Annotated in this window: 15 protein-coding genes; 8 read left to right on the top strand and 7 right to left on the bottom strand. The window is 56.2% G+C overall.

The features are described 5' to 3' along the window. Positions 1 to 27: 27 nt before the first annotated feature. Entirely contained in the window at positions 28 to 858 is an 831-nt protein-coding gene (locus NC979_RS01230) for an alpha/beta fold hydrolase (protein WP_190522982.1), read from the bottom strand. Between the two features lie 605 nt (positions 859 to 1,463). Here NC979_RS01230 and NC979_RS01225 point away from each other — a divergent pair. Continuing rightward, positions 1,464 to 2,219 (top strand): hypothetical protein, encoded by a 756-nt coding sequence (locus tag NC979_RS01225; RefSeq protein ID WP_206755274.1) that lies wholly within the window; start codon positions 1,464 to 1,466, stop codon positions 2,217 to 2,219. Positions 2,220 to 2,238: 19 nt separating this feature from the next. Here NC979_RS01225 and NC979_RS01220 read toward each other — a convergent pair whose 3' ends face one another. Next, positions 2,239 to 5,643 (bottom strand): PAS domain S-box protein, encoded by a 3,405-nt coding sequence (locus tag NC979_RS01220; protein WP_190522978.1) that lies wholly within the window; start codon positions 5,641 to 5,643, stop codon positions 2,239 to 2,241. Positions 5,644 to 5,902: 259 nt separating this feature from the next. On the opposite strand from NC979_RS01220, the gene NC979_RS01215 reads away from it, so the two are divergent. From NC979_RS01215 to NC979_RS01205, 3 genes are all read left to right on the top strand, one after another. Then, a complete protein-coding gene (locus NC979_RS01215; RefSeq protein ID WP_348253517.1) occupies positions 5,903 to 6,286 on the top strand; it encodes a DUF2726 domain-containing protein in 384 nt (127 codons plus the stop codon). Positions 6,287 to 6,325: 39 nt separating this feature from the next. Beyond that, positions 6,326 to 6,496 (top strand): hypothetical protein, encoded by a 171-nt coding sequence (locus NC979_RS01210; RefSeq protein ID WP_190522976.1) that lies wholly within the window; start codon positions 6,326 to 6,328, stop codon positions 6,494 to 6,496. 129 nt (positions 6,497 to 6,625) lie between these two features. Further along, positions 6,626 to 7,885, top strand: a complete 1,260-nt coding sequence (locus tag NC979_RS01205) for a lipid-A-disaccharide synthase-related protein (protein ID WP_190522975.1) — start codon at positions 6,626 to 6,628, stop codon at positions 7,883 to 7,885. Here the strand turns inward: NC979_RS01205 and NC979_RS01200 are convergent. Further along, positions 7,855 to 9,219, bottom strand: coding sequence for a D-alanyl-D-alanine carboxypeptidase (locus tag NC979_RS01200; RefSeq protein WP_348253516.1), 1,365 nt, complete (start codon positions 9,217 to 9,219; stop codon positions 7,855 to 7,857). The two genes, NC979_RS01205 and NC979_RS01200, sit on opposite strands and share 31 nt — an antisense overlap. A gap of 190 nt (positions 9,220 to 9,409) precedes the next feature. Between NC979_RS01200 and NC979_RS01195 the strand changes: the two genes are divergently transcribed. Further along, positions 9,410 to 10,075: a Fe2+-dependent dioxygenase gene (locus NC979_RS01195; RefSeq protein ID WP_190522974.1), complete on the top strand. Its 666-nt coding sequence runs from the start codon at positions 9,410 to 9,412 to the stop codon at positions 10,073 to 10,075. A 23-nt stretch (positions 10,076 to 10,098) separates the two neighbouring features. On the opposite strand, the gene NC979_RS01190 is transcribed toward NC979_RS01195, so the two are convergent. Further along, positions 10,099 to 10,833, bottom strand: a complete 735-nt coding sequence (locus tag NC979_RS01190; RefSeq protein WP_190522973.1) for a GAF domain-containing protein — start codon at positions 10,831 to 10,833, stop codon at positions 10,099 to 10,101. Positions 10,834 to 11,107: 274 nt separating this feature from the next. Here NC979_RS01190 and NC979_RS01185 point away from each other — a divergent pair, with 274 nt between their 5' ends. Further along, entirely contained in the window at positions 11,108 to 11,326 is a 219-nt protein-coding gene (locus NC979_RS01185; RefSeq protein WP_190522972.1) for an NblA/ycf18 family protein, read from the top strand. A 237-nt stretch (positions 11,327 to 11,563) separates the two neighbouring features. Here NC979_RS01185 and NC979_RS01180 read toward each other — a convergent pair whose 3' ends face one another. Then, entirely contained in the window at positions 11,564 to 12,346 is a 783-nt protein-coding gene (locus NC979_RS01180; RefSeq protein ID WP_190522970.1) for a hypothetical protein, read from the bottom strand. Positions 12,347 to 12,651: 305 nt separating this feature from the next. Between NC979_RS01180 and NC979_RS01175 the strand changes: the two genes are divergently transcribed. After that, positions 12,652 to 13,725, top strand: coding sequence for a Fe(3+) ABC transporter substrate-binding protein (locus NC979_RS01175; RefSeq protein WP_190522968.1), 1,074 nt, complete (start codon positions 12,652 to 12,654; stop codon positions 13,723 to 13,725). Between the two features lie 84 nt (positions 13,726 to 13,809). Then, positions 13,810 to 13,956, top strand: coding sequence for a hypothetical protein (locus NC979_RS01170; RefSeq protein WP_190522966.1), 147 nt, complete (start codon positions 13,810 to 13,812; stop codon positions 13,954 to 13,956). Positions 13,957 to 14,093: 137 nt separating this feature from the next. Here the strand turns inward: NC979_RS01170 and NC979_RS01165 are convergent, their stop codons facing one another. Continuing rightward, positions 14,094 to 14,447 carry a hypothetical protein gene (locus tag NC979_RS01165; protein ID WP_199308991.1) on the bottom strand — a complete coding sequence of 118 codons (354 nt, stop codon included), beginning with the start codon at positions 14,445 to 14,447 and terminating at the stop codon, positions 14,094 to 14,096. Positions 14,448 to 14,720: 273 nt separating this feature from the next. Further along, positions 14,721 to 16,991, bottom strand: a complete 2,271-nt coding sequence (locus tag NC979_RS01160) for a COR domain-containing protein (protein WP_190522964.1) — start codon at positions 16,989 to 16,991, stop codon at positions 14,721 to 14,723. Between the last annotated feature and the right edge of the window lie 4 nt (positions 16,992 to 16,995).

Here is a 16,995-nt window from a genome sequence, read left to right as displayed (position 1 = left end):
CCTTACGTTTGCCGATCGCTCCCTAATTTAAGCAAAGCCTGTCGTAACTGCGTTGGTACGCTCGACTTGATGAATAAAGTCAAGCATGAGAGATGTAGATTTCTCGGGATACCAGAGTCCCCATTCGTGCCAGCCTTCCTCTACAGTAACTAATCTGGAATCTGGAATTATTGCAGCCATCTCCCGTGCGACACTTATCGGTTCAGTCAGGTCTTTTTCTGACCATAACAATAAGCAAGGAGCTTTAATTTTTGGCAGTAAATGTTTCAGATTTACCTGTAAGGAAAGTAGTAACGCTTGAATAACGTTTCCCGTGTTAAACAAAAGGTTATGGGAGAAGACTCGGGGAATATCAACCAATTTTAATCTTAGTCTTGGAAGAAGCAATTGGGCTGTCATTTCAATCGCCCTTCTTGGTATTATCTCTGGGATAGATACAGTCGGAATGCCGGTACTATCTACTAGAATCAAACTTTTTATTCTGTCTGGAGCAAGAGCAGATAAAGCAATTGAAATTCCTCCTCCAAACGAGTGCCCTACCAGGTGTACTTGTTGAAGATTTAAGGCATCCAGAAACGAAAGTAGAAGTTTAGCGTAGCCGTCGTAATCGGGAATGAGGTTGGAGTAGGGCGAGCGGGCAAAACTGGGCAAATCAGGAGCAATTACAGGATGGTGCTGTGCCAGGAGGGTCAGGACTTCATGATAAGGCACAACAGAAATTCCCCAACCGTGCAGAAGCACGATAGGAACTGAGTCTAACTTCAGCCCGCCCAGGGTATAAAAAATCTTGCAATCCCCCAGATCAACAGAATGCTCATGCAACTGGGATTGCGATGTAGAAGCTTGGCTGAAAAACATGCGCTTGCCATTCTTACTATCTCTGTGACTGTAACAAACCCTGATACTTTGTGGGGCTCTCTCAAGAGGGATAAGCGCTACTGCTGACTGTAAACGATTCTTGTGATTCTCTCTGTCTAGCGATCGCTATCAGCGACAACCTATAGTCTTATATCTACGGCAATAATTGTTGCTTATCCATTGCATAGCACTTGTTAGTAAATCGCCCTATGAAAAAATGGTTCGTTGCGATCCGAAGGAAAGCTGAGGATTGCAACAACTCTAAAGCCGACAACGCATCCTACGTTTTCTAAGACACGCGTGTTTGCTTATCAAGCTACACGCTCAAATGGATTCATTCTCCACCAGCTGGGCACAAATTTTGATCGATTATATTACAGCAGAGTCGCAGCCTTGGTTAGGTCAAGCACCTCGCAATCAAACTATCTTACCTATACTCTATGTTAAATCAGTTTTTTGATGGTAGGTCGTCCTATTTGATTATCTCTATTAAGAACCGCATAGGAATGCTTTTAGCGAATCAGAGTCATGTTTAATTGGGGATGTCTACTTGTCAATAACCATTCTACGTCTACCAAACTATGCTACATAAAAAAACAAACTTCTTGCTCTCAATCGCACTATTAGCGCTGGGCTTACCCCTACTATCAATACAGCCCAGCAAGGCTCAGCAGCCTGCTATAGGCACTGTTCAAAGCTTAAATGTGGGCGATCGCGCCTGTTATGTCGAAGTGGTAAATGACGAGGGAGAAACGTTTACAGAATTTGCCGACTTTGAGATTTGTGAGCAAAATCTCGTTGGCGAGCAGGTACGATTTACCTATGAAATGGGCGACATCCAAGCGGCTTCGTGTCAAGGCGATCCCGAATGCGCTGACACAGAAACGGTGATGCTGATTACCCAAGCCCAAGTCATATCAGAACCTAACCCAGAACCACGGCCTGCCCTCAGCCGAGTGCAAGATTTTCCAGACGGTACCTACCGCTACTGGAACAGCACCCCTAGCAGCAGTGTTGTCTCCGATGCGGCGTTACTTGCAAACGGTGGCGTCACCTTTACTTTCAGCAAGCGGGGCAGCGCTATTACAGGGGTATTTGGCTATGTTGATGGGGAAGCGATTTGTGTGCAAGGCCAGGTAAGTGGCAATACGATATCGGGCTTTGCGGTTCAAAATTTGCAGGGGGCTAAAGTCCTCAGCACCGGAGAGACATTTCAAAGTTTTGGACCCAGCAGCTATTTGCAAGTGCGTCGAGGTCGCCAGGTTAGCCCCAGCGTAGTGCGCTATGGCAGCGCCTTGCTAAACCTCAACAACCTTAACCGCATTAATGCGGGTAGCCGAGTACCGCCACGGGGCTGTTAAACGAGCTTCCCTTAGCGGGCTAATGCAGCAGCAGGGCGATCGCGTCGAGCAGGTCGCTGAGGTCGTAGGGCTTGAGCAAAAAGGTGCTGGCTCCAGCAGCCAGCGCCTTCTCCTGATAGGTGGGCAAGCCACTGGTGCCAATAATTTTAACGCTGGGCTGCATAGCTTTAAGCCGCTGAATCAGGGTAATGCCATCCATGCCCGGCATCATCATATCGACCACCACCAGGGAGGTCGGCTGCTGAACAAAGCAGTCCAGCGCCTCGAAGCCATTGCTGGCCATCACAATGCGGTAGTTGTAGCTGAGCAGCAGCGATCGCACCGAATCTTGCACCGAGGCATCGTCCTCTACCACCAGCAGCAGTTCCCCCCGGCCTTGCTGGGGAGCGCCGGGCCCGTCGGCCTCGGGGGCATCGCTGACCGAGGGCTGGGTGAGGGCCGGCAGATAGACCTGCATCTGGGTGCCCTCATCCACCTCGCTGACCACCTGCACAAAGCCATCGCTGGCCTTAACAATGCCCAACACCGTGGCCAGCCCCAGCCCGGTGCCCTGGCCCGGTGCTTTGGTGGTAAAGAAAGGGTCAAAGATGCGATCGCGCAGCTCTGGGTCAATGCCCGTGCCCGTGTCGGCTACCGTCAGCCGCACATACTGCCCCGCATGAGCATCGAGGTGGGCTTGAGCCAGGGCCACATCCACCGTTACCAGCTCCGCCGCCAGGGTCAACCTACCGCCCTCGTGCATAGCGTCGCGGGCGTTGACGCACAGGTTCATCAGCACCTGGTGCAGGTGGGTTGGGTCAACGCTGACCCGCAGCTCTTGGCCTCTGGCCAAAGTTGGCTTCGGCAGGTGCAGGTCTATGTGCTTGGGAAAACTCTGCTGCAAGATGTGCCCCAGATCTTGCAGCAGCGGCCCCAAATTGACCTCCGTGCGCGTGCCGCTGCTGCTGCGAGTAATTGACAAAATTTGCTGCACCATGCTGGCCCCGCGCTTGGCGCTCTCTTCCAGCAGTCGCAGATGATCTTGAGCTTTGTCGCTGAGGTGATGCTGGGTGAGGCGCAGCAGTTGGGCGATCGTGACAATCGGGGTAAATACGTTGTTGAGGTCGTGGGCAATGCCGCTGGCCAACCGCCCCAGACTCTCAACTCGCTGGACCTGGTAAAACTGCGCCTCTAGAGCCTTTTTAGCGGTAATGTCGGTCTCGACCGTGAGAATAAACTTGGGCCGCCCAGCTTCGTCGCGCACCAGGGTCCAGCGGGCGGCGACGGTCACCGCTTGGTCGGTTTTAGTAAACCGGTCGAGTTCGCCGCGCCACTCGCCGCGCTCTAGCAGGGCGGGCATCATCTCGCCGTGCTGGGCGGTTTCGCTGCGTAGCAGGTCGTAGGCCACCTGGCCCACCACCTCCTCGGCGGCAAAGCCGTAGAGGCGCTCGGCCCCCCGGTTCCAGTAGAGCAGGTGGTGGTCGAGGTCGCGCACGGTGATGGCGTCGGAGGCGATATCGAGCAGGGCCGCCTGTTCGCGAATTTTGCGCTCGGCGGTTTTGCGCCCAGTGATATCGCGCCCCTCGGGCACCAGCATAATCACCTGACCCTGCTCATCTAGAACTGGCTTAATGGAGAAGTCGACCCAGGCGGTGGAGCCATCGGCCCAGATGTGCTGGTTTTCCATGCGGATGGTGTCGCCCAGGGCGGCGCGGGCGATCGCCTGCCGCAGGCGCTCCCGCTGCTCAGGAAAGTGATCCCACCAGGGGGTGAGCCAGAAGGGCTGGCCAATCACCGCCTCGGCTTCAGCCGCAATCACGCTCAGGGCCGTGCGGTTGACGTCGAGCACGGTGCCGTCAGTTTTAAGCAGACCAATAAACTCAAAGGTGCTGTCAAAGATGGCCCGCAGCTTGCGCTCGCTCTCCTTAAGGGCGGCGTCGGCCTGCCGCCGCTCGGTGACATTGCGAAACAGCACCGCCACCTGACGCAGTTCCGGTGCGCCGAAGCGAAAGCCAAATACGTCGAACCAGCGCTCCATTTCTTCGGCGTGATCTTCAAAGCGCACGGGCTCACCGGTGAGCGCCACTCGGCCCAGCTTTTCAAACCAGTGGGTTTCGAGGTTGGGCACCATTTCGCGGACGCGTTTGCCCTTGGCATCGATCAGGCCGGTCTGCTGGGCAAAGGTGGGGTTGATGTCGAGAAAGCGATGGTCAATGGGGCGATCGCTCTCGTCAAAAATCATCTCGATGACGCAAAACCCCTCGTCCATAGAGTTGAACAGCAGGCGATACTTTTCTTCTGAGTCGCGCAGGGCGGCCTCGGAGCGTTTGCGCTCGGTAATGTCGATCGCGCCGCCATAGATCCGATCGTCGTCGGCATGAAGCCGCGCCTTCCACAGCAGCCAGCGGTAGGAGCCGTCTTTGTGGCGGTAGCGATTCTCAAAGGCCAAGGTGTTGCGCCCTTCGAAGATCGCGGTAGTTTCGTTGACAGAGGCTGCCAAATCGTCGGGGTGGACAAAGTCACGCCAGGGAACAGCGGTCATTTCGGCGGCGGTCCAGCCCAGGGCCTGCTCAAAGGTAGGGCTGACCCAGCGAAAGTAGCCGCTGCGATCGCTAATCGTGCGCAGATCAAACCCCACCGCTAAGAACCGATCGCGATCGCGCTCTAGCTGCTTGCGCTCGGTAATGTCGTAGTTAACAGAAGTCACCACCCAAAAGCCAGCGGCAATCTCGCGCGAAGCAAAGTCGCTGTGAACCCAGCGCATTGTGCCATCCTGATGGCGAAATCGGTATTCAGCGGTGGTCTGACCACCGGCAAAAAAGTCTTTAAATAGGGGCATAATCACCCGATCGCGATCGTCGGGATGCACCTGGGCCAGCCAAAACTGTTTGTCGTCGTAGACGCTACGAGGGTAGCCAAACAGATGCTCGCACCCGGCAGACCAATATACATGCTCCCAGCAGCCATCAGCATAGACTTGAAAGCTGGCGATCGCCGCGATCGAGCTGTCTAAAATGCTGCTGAGCTTCGCCTCCGACGCCTTGAGGGAAAGCTCTAGCCGTTTGCAGCGGCTCAGCTCAGCCACGGGGCTAATTAAGGCGGTGGGCTTACCGATTAGAGCACTCACCCGAGCAACGAGATCTACCGCTTCAAAGGGTTTTCTCAAGGTTTCTGTGGCCCAGAGCGGGGTGTCTAGGGCCTCACTCGTCAACAGCAGTAGGCGACTTTGGGGCAGATGGGCGCGCAACTCTGGCCCCAGACTCAACCCCACAGCCCCATCGAGAATGACTAAGTCATATGGTCCCTTGACGATTAGGCTGGCAATGTCGCTGTGGGTGACGCGGGGGTCAATACAGGCTACCTCCACCGCGCACGCTACGCTGTCCAGCAGCAGCTTTAGAGCCTGAGCAACCAGCAGTTCGGATTCTATCACCAGCAGTTTCATCGAGCGTTCCAGCGGCAAACGGTCTAAACCCAGATCCTAAGGAAATCAAAGGGTGGTGTAGGGAAAACAAGGCCGTTTCGCAACGAAATCCGGTTCCTTCACAAAGAAACATTGAGGGGTTTTTCGTTCTAGCAATAATTTAACGACCCTGAGGCCAGGAGGGTTGAGTCGGGCATGCTGGGCCCAGCATCCGTCAAGGGTCGTTAAAAACGTGTCATCGCTGATTGTTCTGTTACTGATTTGCGCTGGGGTTGGATTTGTGGCGATCGCCCTCCTCAGCCGCCAGGCCAACTCCACCTCGCCTAAGCCGACCCAAGCGCACGGAACTGACACCGCTCAGTCCTACTCCTACAGCTATCAAAAGTATCTGTTCACCCAAGCGGAGACTACTTTCTACCACGCGTTGCAGAATGCGACCCAAAGTCAGTATCTCGTCTTTGGCAAGGTGCGCGTTGCCGATGTGCTCAAGCCTCAGACTGACAACCGAGGCGACTGGCAGCGGGCTTTCAACAAGATATCGGCTAAACACTTCGATTTTGTGCTCTGCGATCGCGCCAGCCTCAAAGTTTTAGCCGCCGTTGAACTCGACGACAGCAGCCACCAGCGTGTAGACCGGGTCAAACGCGACGATTTTCTCAACTAGGCCGTCAAGAGCGCTGGACTACCCCTAATTCGCTTTCCGGTGCAGACCGCCTACGATCGCGAAGACATTCAGCACCACATTGCTCAAAAGTTGGGACTGCCTCAGTCTAAGAAAGCCAAGCCAGAGATCAAGCCAAAGGCCAAACTAGTCGAGCCCAGCGTTAAACCAAAGCCAAAGCCCAAACCTAAAGTGCCTCCCAGCAAACCATAGGCGACCGTGCCTTCCGCTGCGGTCCAATTCCTCCAGGTGTGCTTTATGCATTTTCTGTTAGGGTTGGCAATGGTGTTGAGTTTTCAACATTGGGGTTGAATCCTCACCGATAGCATTGAATCCGCAACGATGAAGCTACTCTGCATTAGTAACGGCCACGGCGAAGACGGCATTGCGGTTCGCATTCTCAAGCAGCTGCGCCAACTGCCCGGTGCGCCGACCCTGGCCGCGCTGCCGATTGTGGGTGAGGGACGCGCCTATGAAAAAGCGGGTATTGCCATCCAGGGACCGACCCAAGCGATGCCTTCCGGCGGCTTTATCTACATGGATCGCTACCAGCTGTGGCGCGATTTGCAGGGGGGGCTGGTGGGGTTGACCTTAGCCCAGATCAAAACCGCCCGCCAGTGGGCCAAAAGCGGCGGCAAAATTTTGGCGGTGGGGGATATCGTGCCCCTGGCGATCGCCTGGCAGAGTGGCGCTGAGTATTTTTTCACAGGTACCGCCAAGTCAGAATACTATCTGCGTAACGAAACGGGGCGATTGCCTGGTCGCCCTCCCCTGGAAGGCTGGTCGGGCTCGGTCTATGTGCCCTGGGAGCGCTGGCTGATGGCTCGCCCTCGCTGCCAAGGGGCTTTTGTGCGCGACCAGCTCACCGCTGATCTGCTGCAAAAGCGCGGGGTACCGGCCCTCTACCCCGGTAACCCGATGATGGACGACCTGAACACCAGCGCCGACAAGCTCGCCCAGCTGACTGCCACCTTTGCCCCAGCTCCAGCTCAACTCACCCTGGCCCTGCTGCCCGGCTCCCGCGCGCCCGAAGCTTTTGATAACTGGCAGCGAATGGTAAGCGCGATCGCATCAGTAATGGAGACCTTCGGCGATCGCCAAGTGCGTCTACTCGCTGCCCTCGCTCCCTCCCTCAACTTGGCTGCATTTAAGGATGTCTTGCTAGACGCTGGCTGGCAGCCGGTTGCTGGGAAATACCCCACATTTCAGCGAAACAACGGTGGGCTGGTGCTGACCACCAATGCCTTTGCTGAATGCCTGCACCTGGCCGACGCGGCGATCGCGACCGCTGGCACCGCCACCGAGCAGGCCGTCGGCCTGGGCAAGCCCGTCTTCACCTTCCCTGGCCCTGGGCCACAGTTCACCTACGCCTTTGCCGAGTCTCAATCAAGGTTGCTGGGGCAATCGATCATTTTGCTGAGCCAGCCCAGTGAAACAGGGGCAGCGCTACAAGCCTGCCTGGCCGATGGCTCCCGGCTTCAGAGCATTGCCGAGAATGGTCGCCGTCGTATGGGCCTACCCGGGGCGGCCAAGGCGATCGCCAAAGCCCTGCACCAGCACTACGCTGCGCCCTATTCCGACGCCACCTCTTCAGCCACCTGATTGCGGCTGGGGTCGCCATAGCGAAATGGCCCCGTTTGCATGACTACCTTCGTCCTCAGGTCGGCGGGCGCTTCTGCCGCACCCCAGTGAGCCTGAATCGCCTGCAACAACTGGTCTTGCTGCACCCTCAGGTCGGGGATGTCCCAGCCCTTGTTGATAATCGCAAACCACACCGGCCCCTTTTCGGCCGTGGGCACCATTCCCGCCAGAGCGCTGACCTCCGCTAAGCTGCCGGTCTTGACTGCCGCCGTGGCAGGAATGCGGCGATCGATGAGGGTGCCCATGTCTTCCCCTGACACCGGCAGGACGTCAGCTACCGAAAAGTCCTGAGCGCTCAATTCCCGCTGAATGGCCGTTGTCATGGCCACCGCCGCCCGTGCCGACATTTGATTTTCTACTCCTAGTCCTGAACCGTTGACCAGGCTAATCTCCCCAGCGGGCAGTTCGGCGGCGGCGGTAGCCTTAGCCATTACCGGCTCCGCCCCCCCAACCAAGCCGGCAACCAGTTCAGACATCACGTTATTGCTATAGATATTCATGGCTTTGAGAATAGCCACCAGCGGCAGCGACTGATGCTGCACCACCCACTCCACATCGCTGGTCTCTAGCTCCGTCGCCGGCACCCAGCGGGCTGTGCCGACAATCTCTAGGCTGGGCTGCGGCGTGCCGGGCGGCAGGTTGGCGTAGGCCTGGCGCGCCTCCCATGTCCAGGTTGATGCCGACATCGCCTGCTGCAAATCCGCCAGAGAATCCGCCGGCTCCTCCCCAAAATTCATGGTGAAGGAGCCGCTGACCAAAATCTCCCCGGTCACCCGCTGAATGCCCAGCTCTTGCAGGCGGTTGGCCAGCACGATGCCCTCTTCCCACACAAACAGCGGGTCGCCGCTGCCCTGAATCACTAGGTCGCCGTCGAGCACACCATCGGCCTGAAGGGTGCCGCGCATGCCTACCCGAGTCTCGAAACGGTGGTCAAGGGGCCAAGTTTTAAGGGCGGCCAGGGTGGTCGCTAGCTTAGTCAGCGAGGCAGCGGGCATCAGCACGTCGCCCCGGTGCTCGGCGATCGCGCTCTGGCCCACCTGAATCCAAACGCCCTGGTCGGGCACTGACCAGCCCTGCCGCTGCAGCCCCGCCACATAGTCGGCCACGATCGCCTCTACTACCGGATCGCGGGCCAGCTCCGCAATCCACGGCGACTGCCACTCAATTTGCAACGCGGCGGGGTTGAGCCCAGACGGCTGCAGGGGCTTGGGTTCTCCCATGCCTAAAAGGACTGAGAACAGGCCCAGGGGTAGGGTCATTAGCGATAGGGAAGTCACCGATTGCGAATCCTCCACGCGGTGTAGCCCAATCTCGGGCGATACCCGACTAAGATACACCAGATGGCTGGCAGTGAGCGGAGAGATGGGCAGAGGGCGAGGGGAATACCGAGAGCGAACTCACCCCTGATTCAAGCCGGCAACTCCAAGGTCAGTTCCCGAGCCTTTACCCTGTACTTGAACTTTATATCCTCCCCAGTTCACGCCGATGATTGTCTGCATTGCTGACCTGCTGACCCCAGATGAAGTGGCCCAAATCAAAGCGGGCCTGGCCCAGGCCGCATTTGTGCCGGGGGAGACGACGGCGGGCTGGCACGCCAAGCTGGTTAAGCAGAACGAGCAGGCAGCTAAACAGGCGGCCGTTGAGCCGTTGAAGGCGGTGGTGCAAAAGGCTCTGGCACGAAATCCGCTGTTTCAGGCGATCGCCTTTCCCCGCATCATCCATTCCCTGCTGTTTAGCCGCTACGGGGTGGGGATGAGCTACGGACGGCATACCGACAATGCCCTGATGGGAGGCGCCAACTTTTATCGCTCAGATGTGTCGCTGACGGTGTTTTTGAGCGGGCCCGAAGATTACGATGGCGGCGAACTGGTGATTGAGGGAGCCGACAGCGAGCAGCCCTACAAGCTGGCGGCGGGGAGCGCTATTGTCTACCCATCCACTACGCTGCATCGGGTGGAGCCGGTGGTAAAGGGCGATCGCATTGTAGTCGTGGGCTGGGTGCAAAGCCTGGTGCGCGATGCCGCCCGCCGCGAAATTCTCTTCGACCTCGAAACTGTAAAGCGCACCCTGTTTGCCCAAACCGGCAAAACCCCAGAGTTTGATCTGCTGACCAAAACCACCGCCAACCTGCTACGCCAGTGGGCTGAGTAGGGGCACAGAGCTGTGCAGTAGGCCTATTCTTCTGGAATAATCCCCCTTGTCCCCAGGTTTGGGAGCAAAATGTCTGCTACCTCTGGGAAATGTCGTTTCATACAGTTGTCACATACTCCGTGGGTGAAGCCGACATCCGAATATTTCTGAATAAACGACTCTACGGTTGACCAGTAGCCCTCATCGTTGCGAATGCCTTTGCAATAGGAGCAAATGGGAATTAACCCAGCCATTAGCTCCATTTTTTCTAGCGCCTCAGCCAGTTGCGAAGACACCCGCTGTAGCTCTAACTGCATCACCACCTGGCGCGCCAGAGCTTCTAAAGTCCTGATTTGGCAGACTTCTAAAGTCCTAGGTTTTCGGTCAATCACACACAGCGTTCCGAGCGGCTGACCACCAGGAGAGATCAAAGGAACTCCAGCATAGAATCGAATGCCTAGCTCGCCAGTTACCAACGGATTGTTGGCAAACCGCTCGTCATCGGTCGCGTCATTCACAATCATGATCGCTGGGCTCAAGATGGCGTGGGCGCAGAATGAAACATCTCGGCCGGTCTCTTGCGCCGTAAGACCTACCTTAGATTTAAACCACTGCCGCTCTGCGTCGACCAGGCTAATGAGCGCAATGGGCACATCGCAGATGAAGGCGGCAAGCGAAGTGATGTCGTCGTAGGAACGCTCGGCGGGTGTATCTAAAACCTTGTATTGCCTAAGCGCTTCAAGTCGATCAGCTTCTTGGGTAGGTATGTTGGCTTGCATCAGATTGCGGCGATGCCTTGGTCAATTGCATAAATCATTCTAAAAAGCTGACCAAAAAGCATGTAACTTACGAGCGAAGACTTGACAGTGCTTAACGTGTACCTTGTAAAAACTTGGCCCTATAGAGCTAGCTACGAGGTAACGTTCGCCGAGTGGAATGCCTTGCATAGGAAACGACGAGCAAGCTAATTACCACGCAAGGCAGAGATATTCCCACAACCTTTAATAAAGTGTTACATTTATAAACATGAAGTCATATTAGAGAGACGTCATCATGGATATTCGCCAAGAGTTACCCCTTGAGCAACAGTTCGAGCTTCGGGTATTTGAAGAGCAAGTGCAATCGCTTTCCCCAGAAGATGCTCAAACTCTCCTTGTGCAGCTCAAAGAAGCAATGCTGTACCAAACCACCACATTTCGGGAAATTTTGAAGAACACTTGGGAAATTGGTAAAGGCCCCGACTCCCTGCGCGAAGCACTATCAGAAGGATAATTTCCTTTGCCAGAGACGCCAATGACCTCAAGACAGTTCACGCTTAGCGCTTACAGCGACAATTAGCCCGGCTTTTTCCAAGCATTCGATCAAGGAAAAAGCTGGGCTAACATTTTATTGGGCGTCCACGGTATATAGCTATCTCACATTGGTGTGAGAAGTTCCGCAACGGCAGTTGGAAGAGATCTGTCGAACTGCCCGCCCGTATTTTGACTAACCAGATAGTTTCAAAACTGCCTACGATCGCTGCAACGCCAACACTTGATCAGAGGTTATGGGTTCGGCGGTCATGGTGTAGAGCACACCCTCCCGCACCGAGACCAGATTTAAGTAATAGTTGGGCTTGCCGGGCTTGCTGACGGCGTATACCCGCACCCCAGAGTCTATAGACAGGACATCGCCAGTGATGTTGCTCACGGTGTAGCCCTGGGATTCTAGCCGCGCTTGCAGATCGCCTGCGGCGCTGCGCCAGCTGCTGCTCACCGGGCTGCGCCAGCAGTCGGCCAGCCCTTGGCAGGCGGCCTGGGCCCCATCTAAATGGGGGAAGTTGGCGTAAAGCGCTGGTGGGCCAGGTGATTCTGAGGCGGGTGCAGCGGGAGGGGTTGAGGCCGGTTCTGGAGCCGCCGCTGTGGGCTGCGGCGAGGGTTTGGGCTGAGCGGCGGGAGCCGGCGCTATTGAGGCTTGAGGTGCAGTCTGAGAAGGGATCGCGGTTGTAGCTGCCCCAGGCTTTGCCGAGGTTAAAGCTGGCGGTGCTTTGACTGGGGCTACGGCTGGAGGTGCTTCTACAGCGGGTGGCAGCACGGTTAACGCCACATCCTCTAGCGGGGGAGCCGGTTCTGCTAGGTCTTCTGTCAGCGGGGGAGCTTGGTTTGAGTCGGGGACGACCAGGGCCAGCAAGACTCCGTGGGCGGCGAGGGACGCGATCGCACACACTACTCCCAGCCACGATCGCGATCGCCCCTTGGTCTTTGATGCAGAGCGGCGCAGGGAGAACGGTGGGGTAGTTAGTCTGGGAGTCATTGTCGAAAGGTTGCGCTCGCAGATGCGGTTAAGCTAACAAGACTTATTCTTCATTGGCCATTCTAAAGCTATTCTTCTCTAGTCTCAAGCCCTTGCCTACAGGGTACTGACTCAATAGCAGAGACATCGACGAAGCGCAAGGGTATTGCGACTATCCGCCATAGGGCTAAGCTTAAATGCGGCATTATCAAGAGAAGGTCGCATTAAGCGATACAATGCAACCTGATATCTCAATGATCTGGGGCCGTCCGGTTGGAGTTGCCTAGAGATTTAGTTGAGGTTTAATTTTTGGAGGTAAAAACCCTATGAGATTAGGAAGACGCGCATTTTTAGGGGCCGGTGCCGCCGCAACTGCCGTAGCCGCAGGCTACCTACGCCAGCGCCCTGCTAGCGCCCAGTTTGGCTTTCGCCGTGGCCCGGTGGTCAATCTCTATTCTGCTCGCCACTACGACACTGACGACCAGATCTACACTGGCTTCCGGGAAGCCACGGGCATTCGTGTCAACGTGGTTGAGGCCGAGGCCGACCAGCTGATTGAGCGCATCAAGAGCGAGGGCGCAAATAGCCCCGCCGATATTCTCATGACTGTGGATGCCGGTCGCCTCTGGCGCGCCGAGCAAGAAGATATGTTCCAGCCGGTCACCTCATCGGTGCTGAGCGAGGCGATTCCCGAAAATCTGCGCCACCCCGACGGGCTGTGGTTTGGTCTAACCAAGCGGGCGCGGGTGCTGGTGTACAACAAAGACACCGTTGATCCCTCTGAGCTATCGACCTACGAAGATCTGGCCGACCCCAAGTGGCGCGGGCGGATTCTCGTTCGCAGCTCGACCAACATCTATAACCAGTCCCTAGTCGGGTCGATGATTGCTGCCCATGGGGCAGAAGAAACTGAAGCGTGGGCGCGGGGCTTGGTGGCCAACTTGGCCCGCGACCCCGAGGGGGGTGATAGCGACCAGATCAAGGCCGCTGCTGCTGGGCTAGGCGATATTGCCATCTCCAACACCTACTACCTTGCTCGTCTGGCCAAGTCTGATAAGGCCGAGGAGCAGGCGATCGCTGAAAAGATGGGTGTGTTCTTCCCCAACCAGGGTGATGGCGCTAACGGGCGCGGCACCCACGTCAATATCAGCGGTGCCGGGGTGGTCAAGACCGCGCCCAACGCTGAGGCTGCTGTGAAGTTCCTAGAGTATCTAGCTAGCCCCGAGGCCCAGCGCATCTTCGCCGAGAGCAACAACGAGTACCCCGTGGTGCAAGGCGTTGAGATCGACTCTGTGGTGGCAGGCTTTGGCGAATTTAAAGAAGACTCGCTGAATGCCTCGGTGTTTGGCAGCAACAACCCCGAAGCTCTGCGCATCACCGATCGCGCCGGTTGGAAGTAGGTCTAGCATCGCTAGCTTCATCTGCTGACTGATGAATGCCCTCTCAGGTTTGAGAGGGCATTCATCGTTTAAGGGGTTCGAGGATTGCTGATCGAGACCGGGGAACTTGATGGCCAAGCTCTGAGACTCGACGGCGAGGGTATGAGGCTCAATACTGAGTCTTTGAGACTCGACGGCAAGGCGATCGCACCTCACCCCACTAGCTTTAAACCTCGACAGCGAGGCCACTAGTCTCACGGTTGAGGCAAAAAGTCTCGACTGCGAGACCCACACTCTCGCGGGTCAACCTAGATAGACTCAAGCCTGAGTGTTTCAGTCTCGCAGTTGAGTCTCAGCGCTTCGGCATTGAGTATCAGTATCTCAAGCGGCTAGGGCCGAGCCTCGGCCATCACGTCTACTTTCTCGGCTTTTTGACGCATAGACTTAAAGCGCTCTCCGAGCTGGGCGGCGACGGCTTTGAGACCGGGCTGGCGCTTGGCGGCGGCTTTGACATAGTCATAGACGCTGAGGCTGCTGGTCATGGCTTCGCTGCCGACGGCTAGCAGGGTGTCGTCAACCTTTTCGGTCATCTGGCGCAGGTTGAGCCGCAGTTCGCTCAGCACCGTGGCGAGCTGGTAGTCGCGGGCTAGCTCGGCGGCGTCGAAGCTGGCGGGCAAAATGTCGGGATTGGCCTGGGCGGCGGTGAGGCTATTGCTGACAAAGGCGAGGCTTTTGTCGCCCATTTTGTAGAGGCGGCGACGTTCTTCGGCGGTGAGGTTGACTAAAACGGCATCTTTTGCTGAATGGTGGCCAGGGCAGCTTTGATTTCGTTGAGGTCTGCGGTAGACAGGTCGGCACTGATGTTTTGGTATGGCATAAGATAGAGCACTTTGCGATGGTTTAGTGTGGCAAATGACGGCCATCTGCCATTGCAATAAGGTGCCCAGGGGGCAATGGGCGATCGCCAGGGCAAACCCATTCGTAAGAGAGCTTTGGGCCTGCGCCTGGAAAGGAAGCTATTCGATGCGATCGGGAATTTTGGACTGGGCGGCTTGATAGTGGACTTCGCAAAGCCAGAGGTAATCGCCTGTGTAGGTGGGCATTCGCTTTAGCCCTAACCGCTGATGGTGGGGGTCTTCTTTGCGCAAAAAGGCATGTAGAGCCAGAAGGCCCGATCGCTCGGCTTCGGTGAGTAGACTATCCTTTAGGCGACCGGGTTCAGCGACAGAAAAATCCTCTTTGAGCAGAGTGCCTGTAGCATCTTTCATGGCATCTAGAGACTTCTGAATCGTCCAATCGTCCATGATGTCTTTGCCAAAGTAGAGGTTGGCGGCAGGAATTGCCAGGGGCAGTACAGTTTTCAGAACCCGCGAGACGAGGTTGGCGTAGGGGGCAACTTCGATCACCCAGTCGCGGGGGGCTTCAAATTCATAGACGCCTAAATTGGGCTGATGAACCCGGTGCTGGCAGTTTTCGGCTTCGCACCACAGGTGCAGGCGATAGCGTTTGTCGAATAGCCGCCGCCAGTTGCCGTCGATTGGTTCGAGGGTGAATAAGCGGGGACCATCTTTGGCTTCATTGGCGATCGCCCGCATGATGCCCATGGTGTAGTTAGCGATGCGGCTTTCCCACTCGGCCAGGTTATCTTGAATTTCGGCAAAGCCGCGATCAACTTTGGTCTCAATGCGAGTGAGCTGTTCACGGGTGGTTTCTTCTTCGAATCCGTAGAGCAAGTCCACAATATTGTGACGAGTACGGCAAAACTGACAGGGATAACGAACATCCCCTTCTTCTAAAAACTGTCGTAGGGCGCCGATTTCAAAGCGACCCATGCAGGCTTGGTTATCTGTTTTGGTCGGACAAGGGACAGCAAAGTAGTAGCGGCCTTGCAATCCTGGCCAGGTGTAATCAATTAAGGTCTGGAGAGTTTGCTGTAACACATTGGTGAAATACTCGGGCCAAACGGCTTCGGTATAGAGGTGGAGTTCTCTATCGCGCAGCTCCAGCATGGCTTCGCCGTGACGGTTGTTGCGTAGAAACATGCCTTTTTGCCAGTGCAGCCGGTGCTCTTTGCCGTCGTTTTCGTGGCGCTGATAGATGTACTCGTGGGTACGCACAATCATCCACGGAATTAGCCCCGGTGGCGATTCTTCCATGACGCAGACCATGGCAATACGGCGGCGGTTGGGTTCGGGTTCTTCTTCTGGAAGCCAAGGCAAGCTGGGCCGCACCTGGGGAACGTGTTGAGAGACCAAGCTACCAGTACCGTCTTCTAAACGGTAGGAGACATCGTATTTCTCCATCAGCCGTAAAAAGAAGGGATATAGTTCAGGTTCGTAGCGGGGTTCGTTGGCAAAGGGATGGTCGAACAAAACCTCTTTGAGGCGGCTGTCGGGCAAAATGCCGTCCATGGCTTGGGTGGTGCGGTCTTCCAGCACAAAGCCGATCGCCTTGGTTAACCATTCTGGTTGCAGCACCACGTCGTCTTGCAGCGCTTCGTCGTCGCCGTAGTAAACGATGTAGCCCAAGTCGTGCATCAGGTCGGCTAGGGTGCGAGTGGCAATGGCACTCAGACCGTGACGTTCGCACACGGCGGTAAAGTTGGCGTAGGTAATGCGCGGTTCAGCCAAGGCCAGCAGTTCATCGCGCGATTCGCGCCAGGCCCGGTTGAGCTTGGCCCCCATTTGGTCAAAGGTTTTGGCAGTTTCGGCGATTAGCTGCTTGAGGGCAGCGATGCCCACTTTGTCACCTGTGTCTAGGTCGTCTATCAAGCTATCAACTTCAAGAAAGTCAACAATCATGTCGCCGTAGTCGCGTTTGAGCACGGGTTTGTCGATGCGGGCGATGCGCTCCCCGGTTTTGCAGTGAGTAGAAACGATAATGACACGGGCCGCTTCGCCCACTCGCAGGCGCAGCATTCTGAGCCAGTCTTCGACCTGGCACTGCTGCACGCCACGACGGGGTTCCCATAGCAGCAGATAGACGGAGCGTTTGCTAAAGAAAAACTGGTGGGTGACTCGATACACCTCTTGCCCACCAAAATCCCAGGCGTTGAATTTGAGTTGGATATCAGCTTTGTCGGGATGGGGCAAGCTGAGCGCTTGAATGTCGATGCTGATGCCGTGGGTGGTTTGCTCGCCCGCCTGAGGTTTTTTGCCCGTTAGCGCTTTGAGCAGGGTGGTTTTGCCCACATCACCTTCGCCAATTAACACCAGCTTGGCCTCGTAGAGGGTTTCCACCTCCTGAGGATTTTGCAGACTCCTGAGATAGGCAAAAAGCTCCTCCATGCCG

The sequence above is a fragment of the Leptolyngbya subtilissima AS-A7 genome (assembly GCF_039962255.1).
GTDB lineage: Bacteria > Cyanobacteriota > Cyanobacteriia > Phormidesmidales > Phormidesmidaceae > Nodosilinea.
The sequence above is the reverse complement of the archived record's forward strand: the minus strand, read 5'-3'. Positions and strand labels throughout refer to the sequence as shown.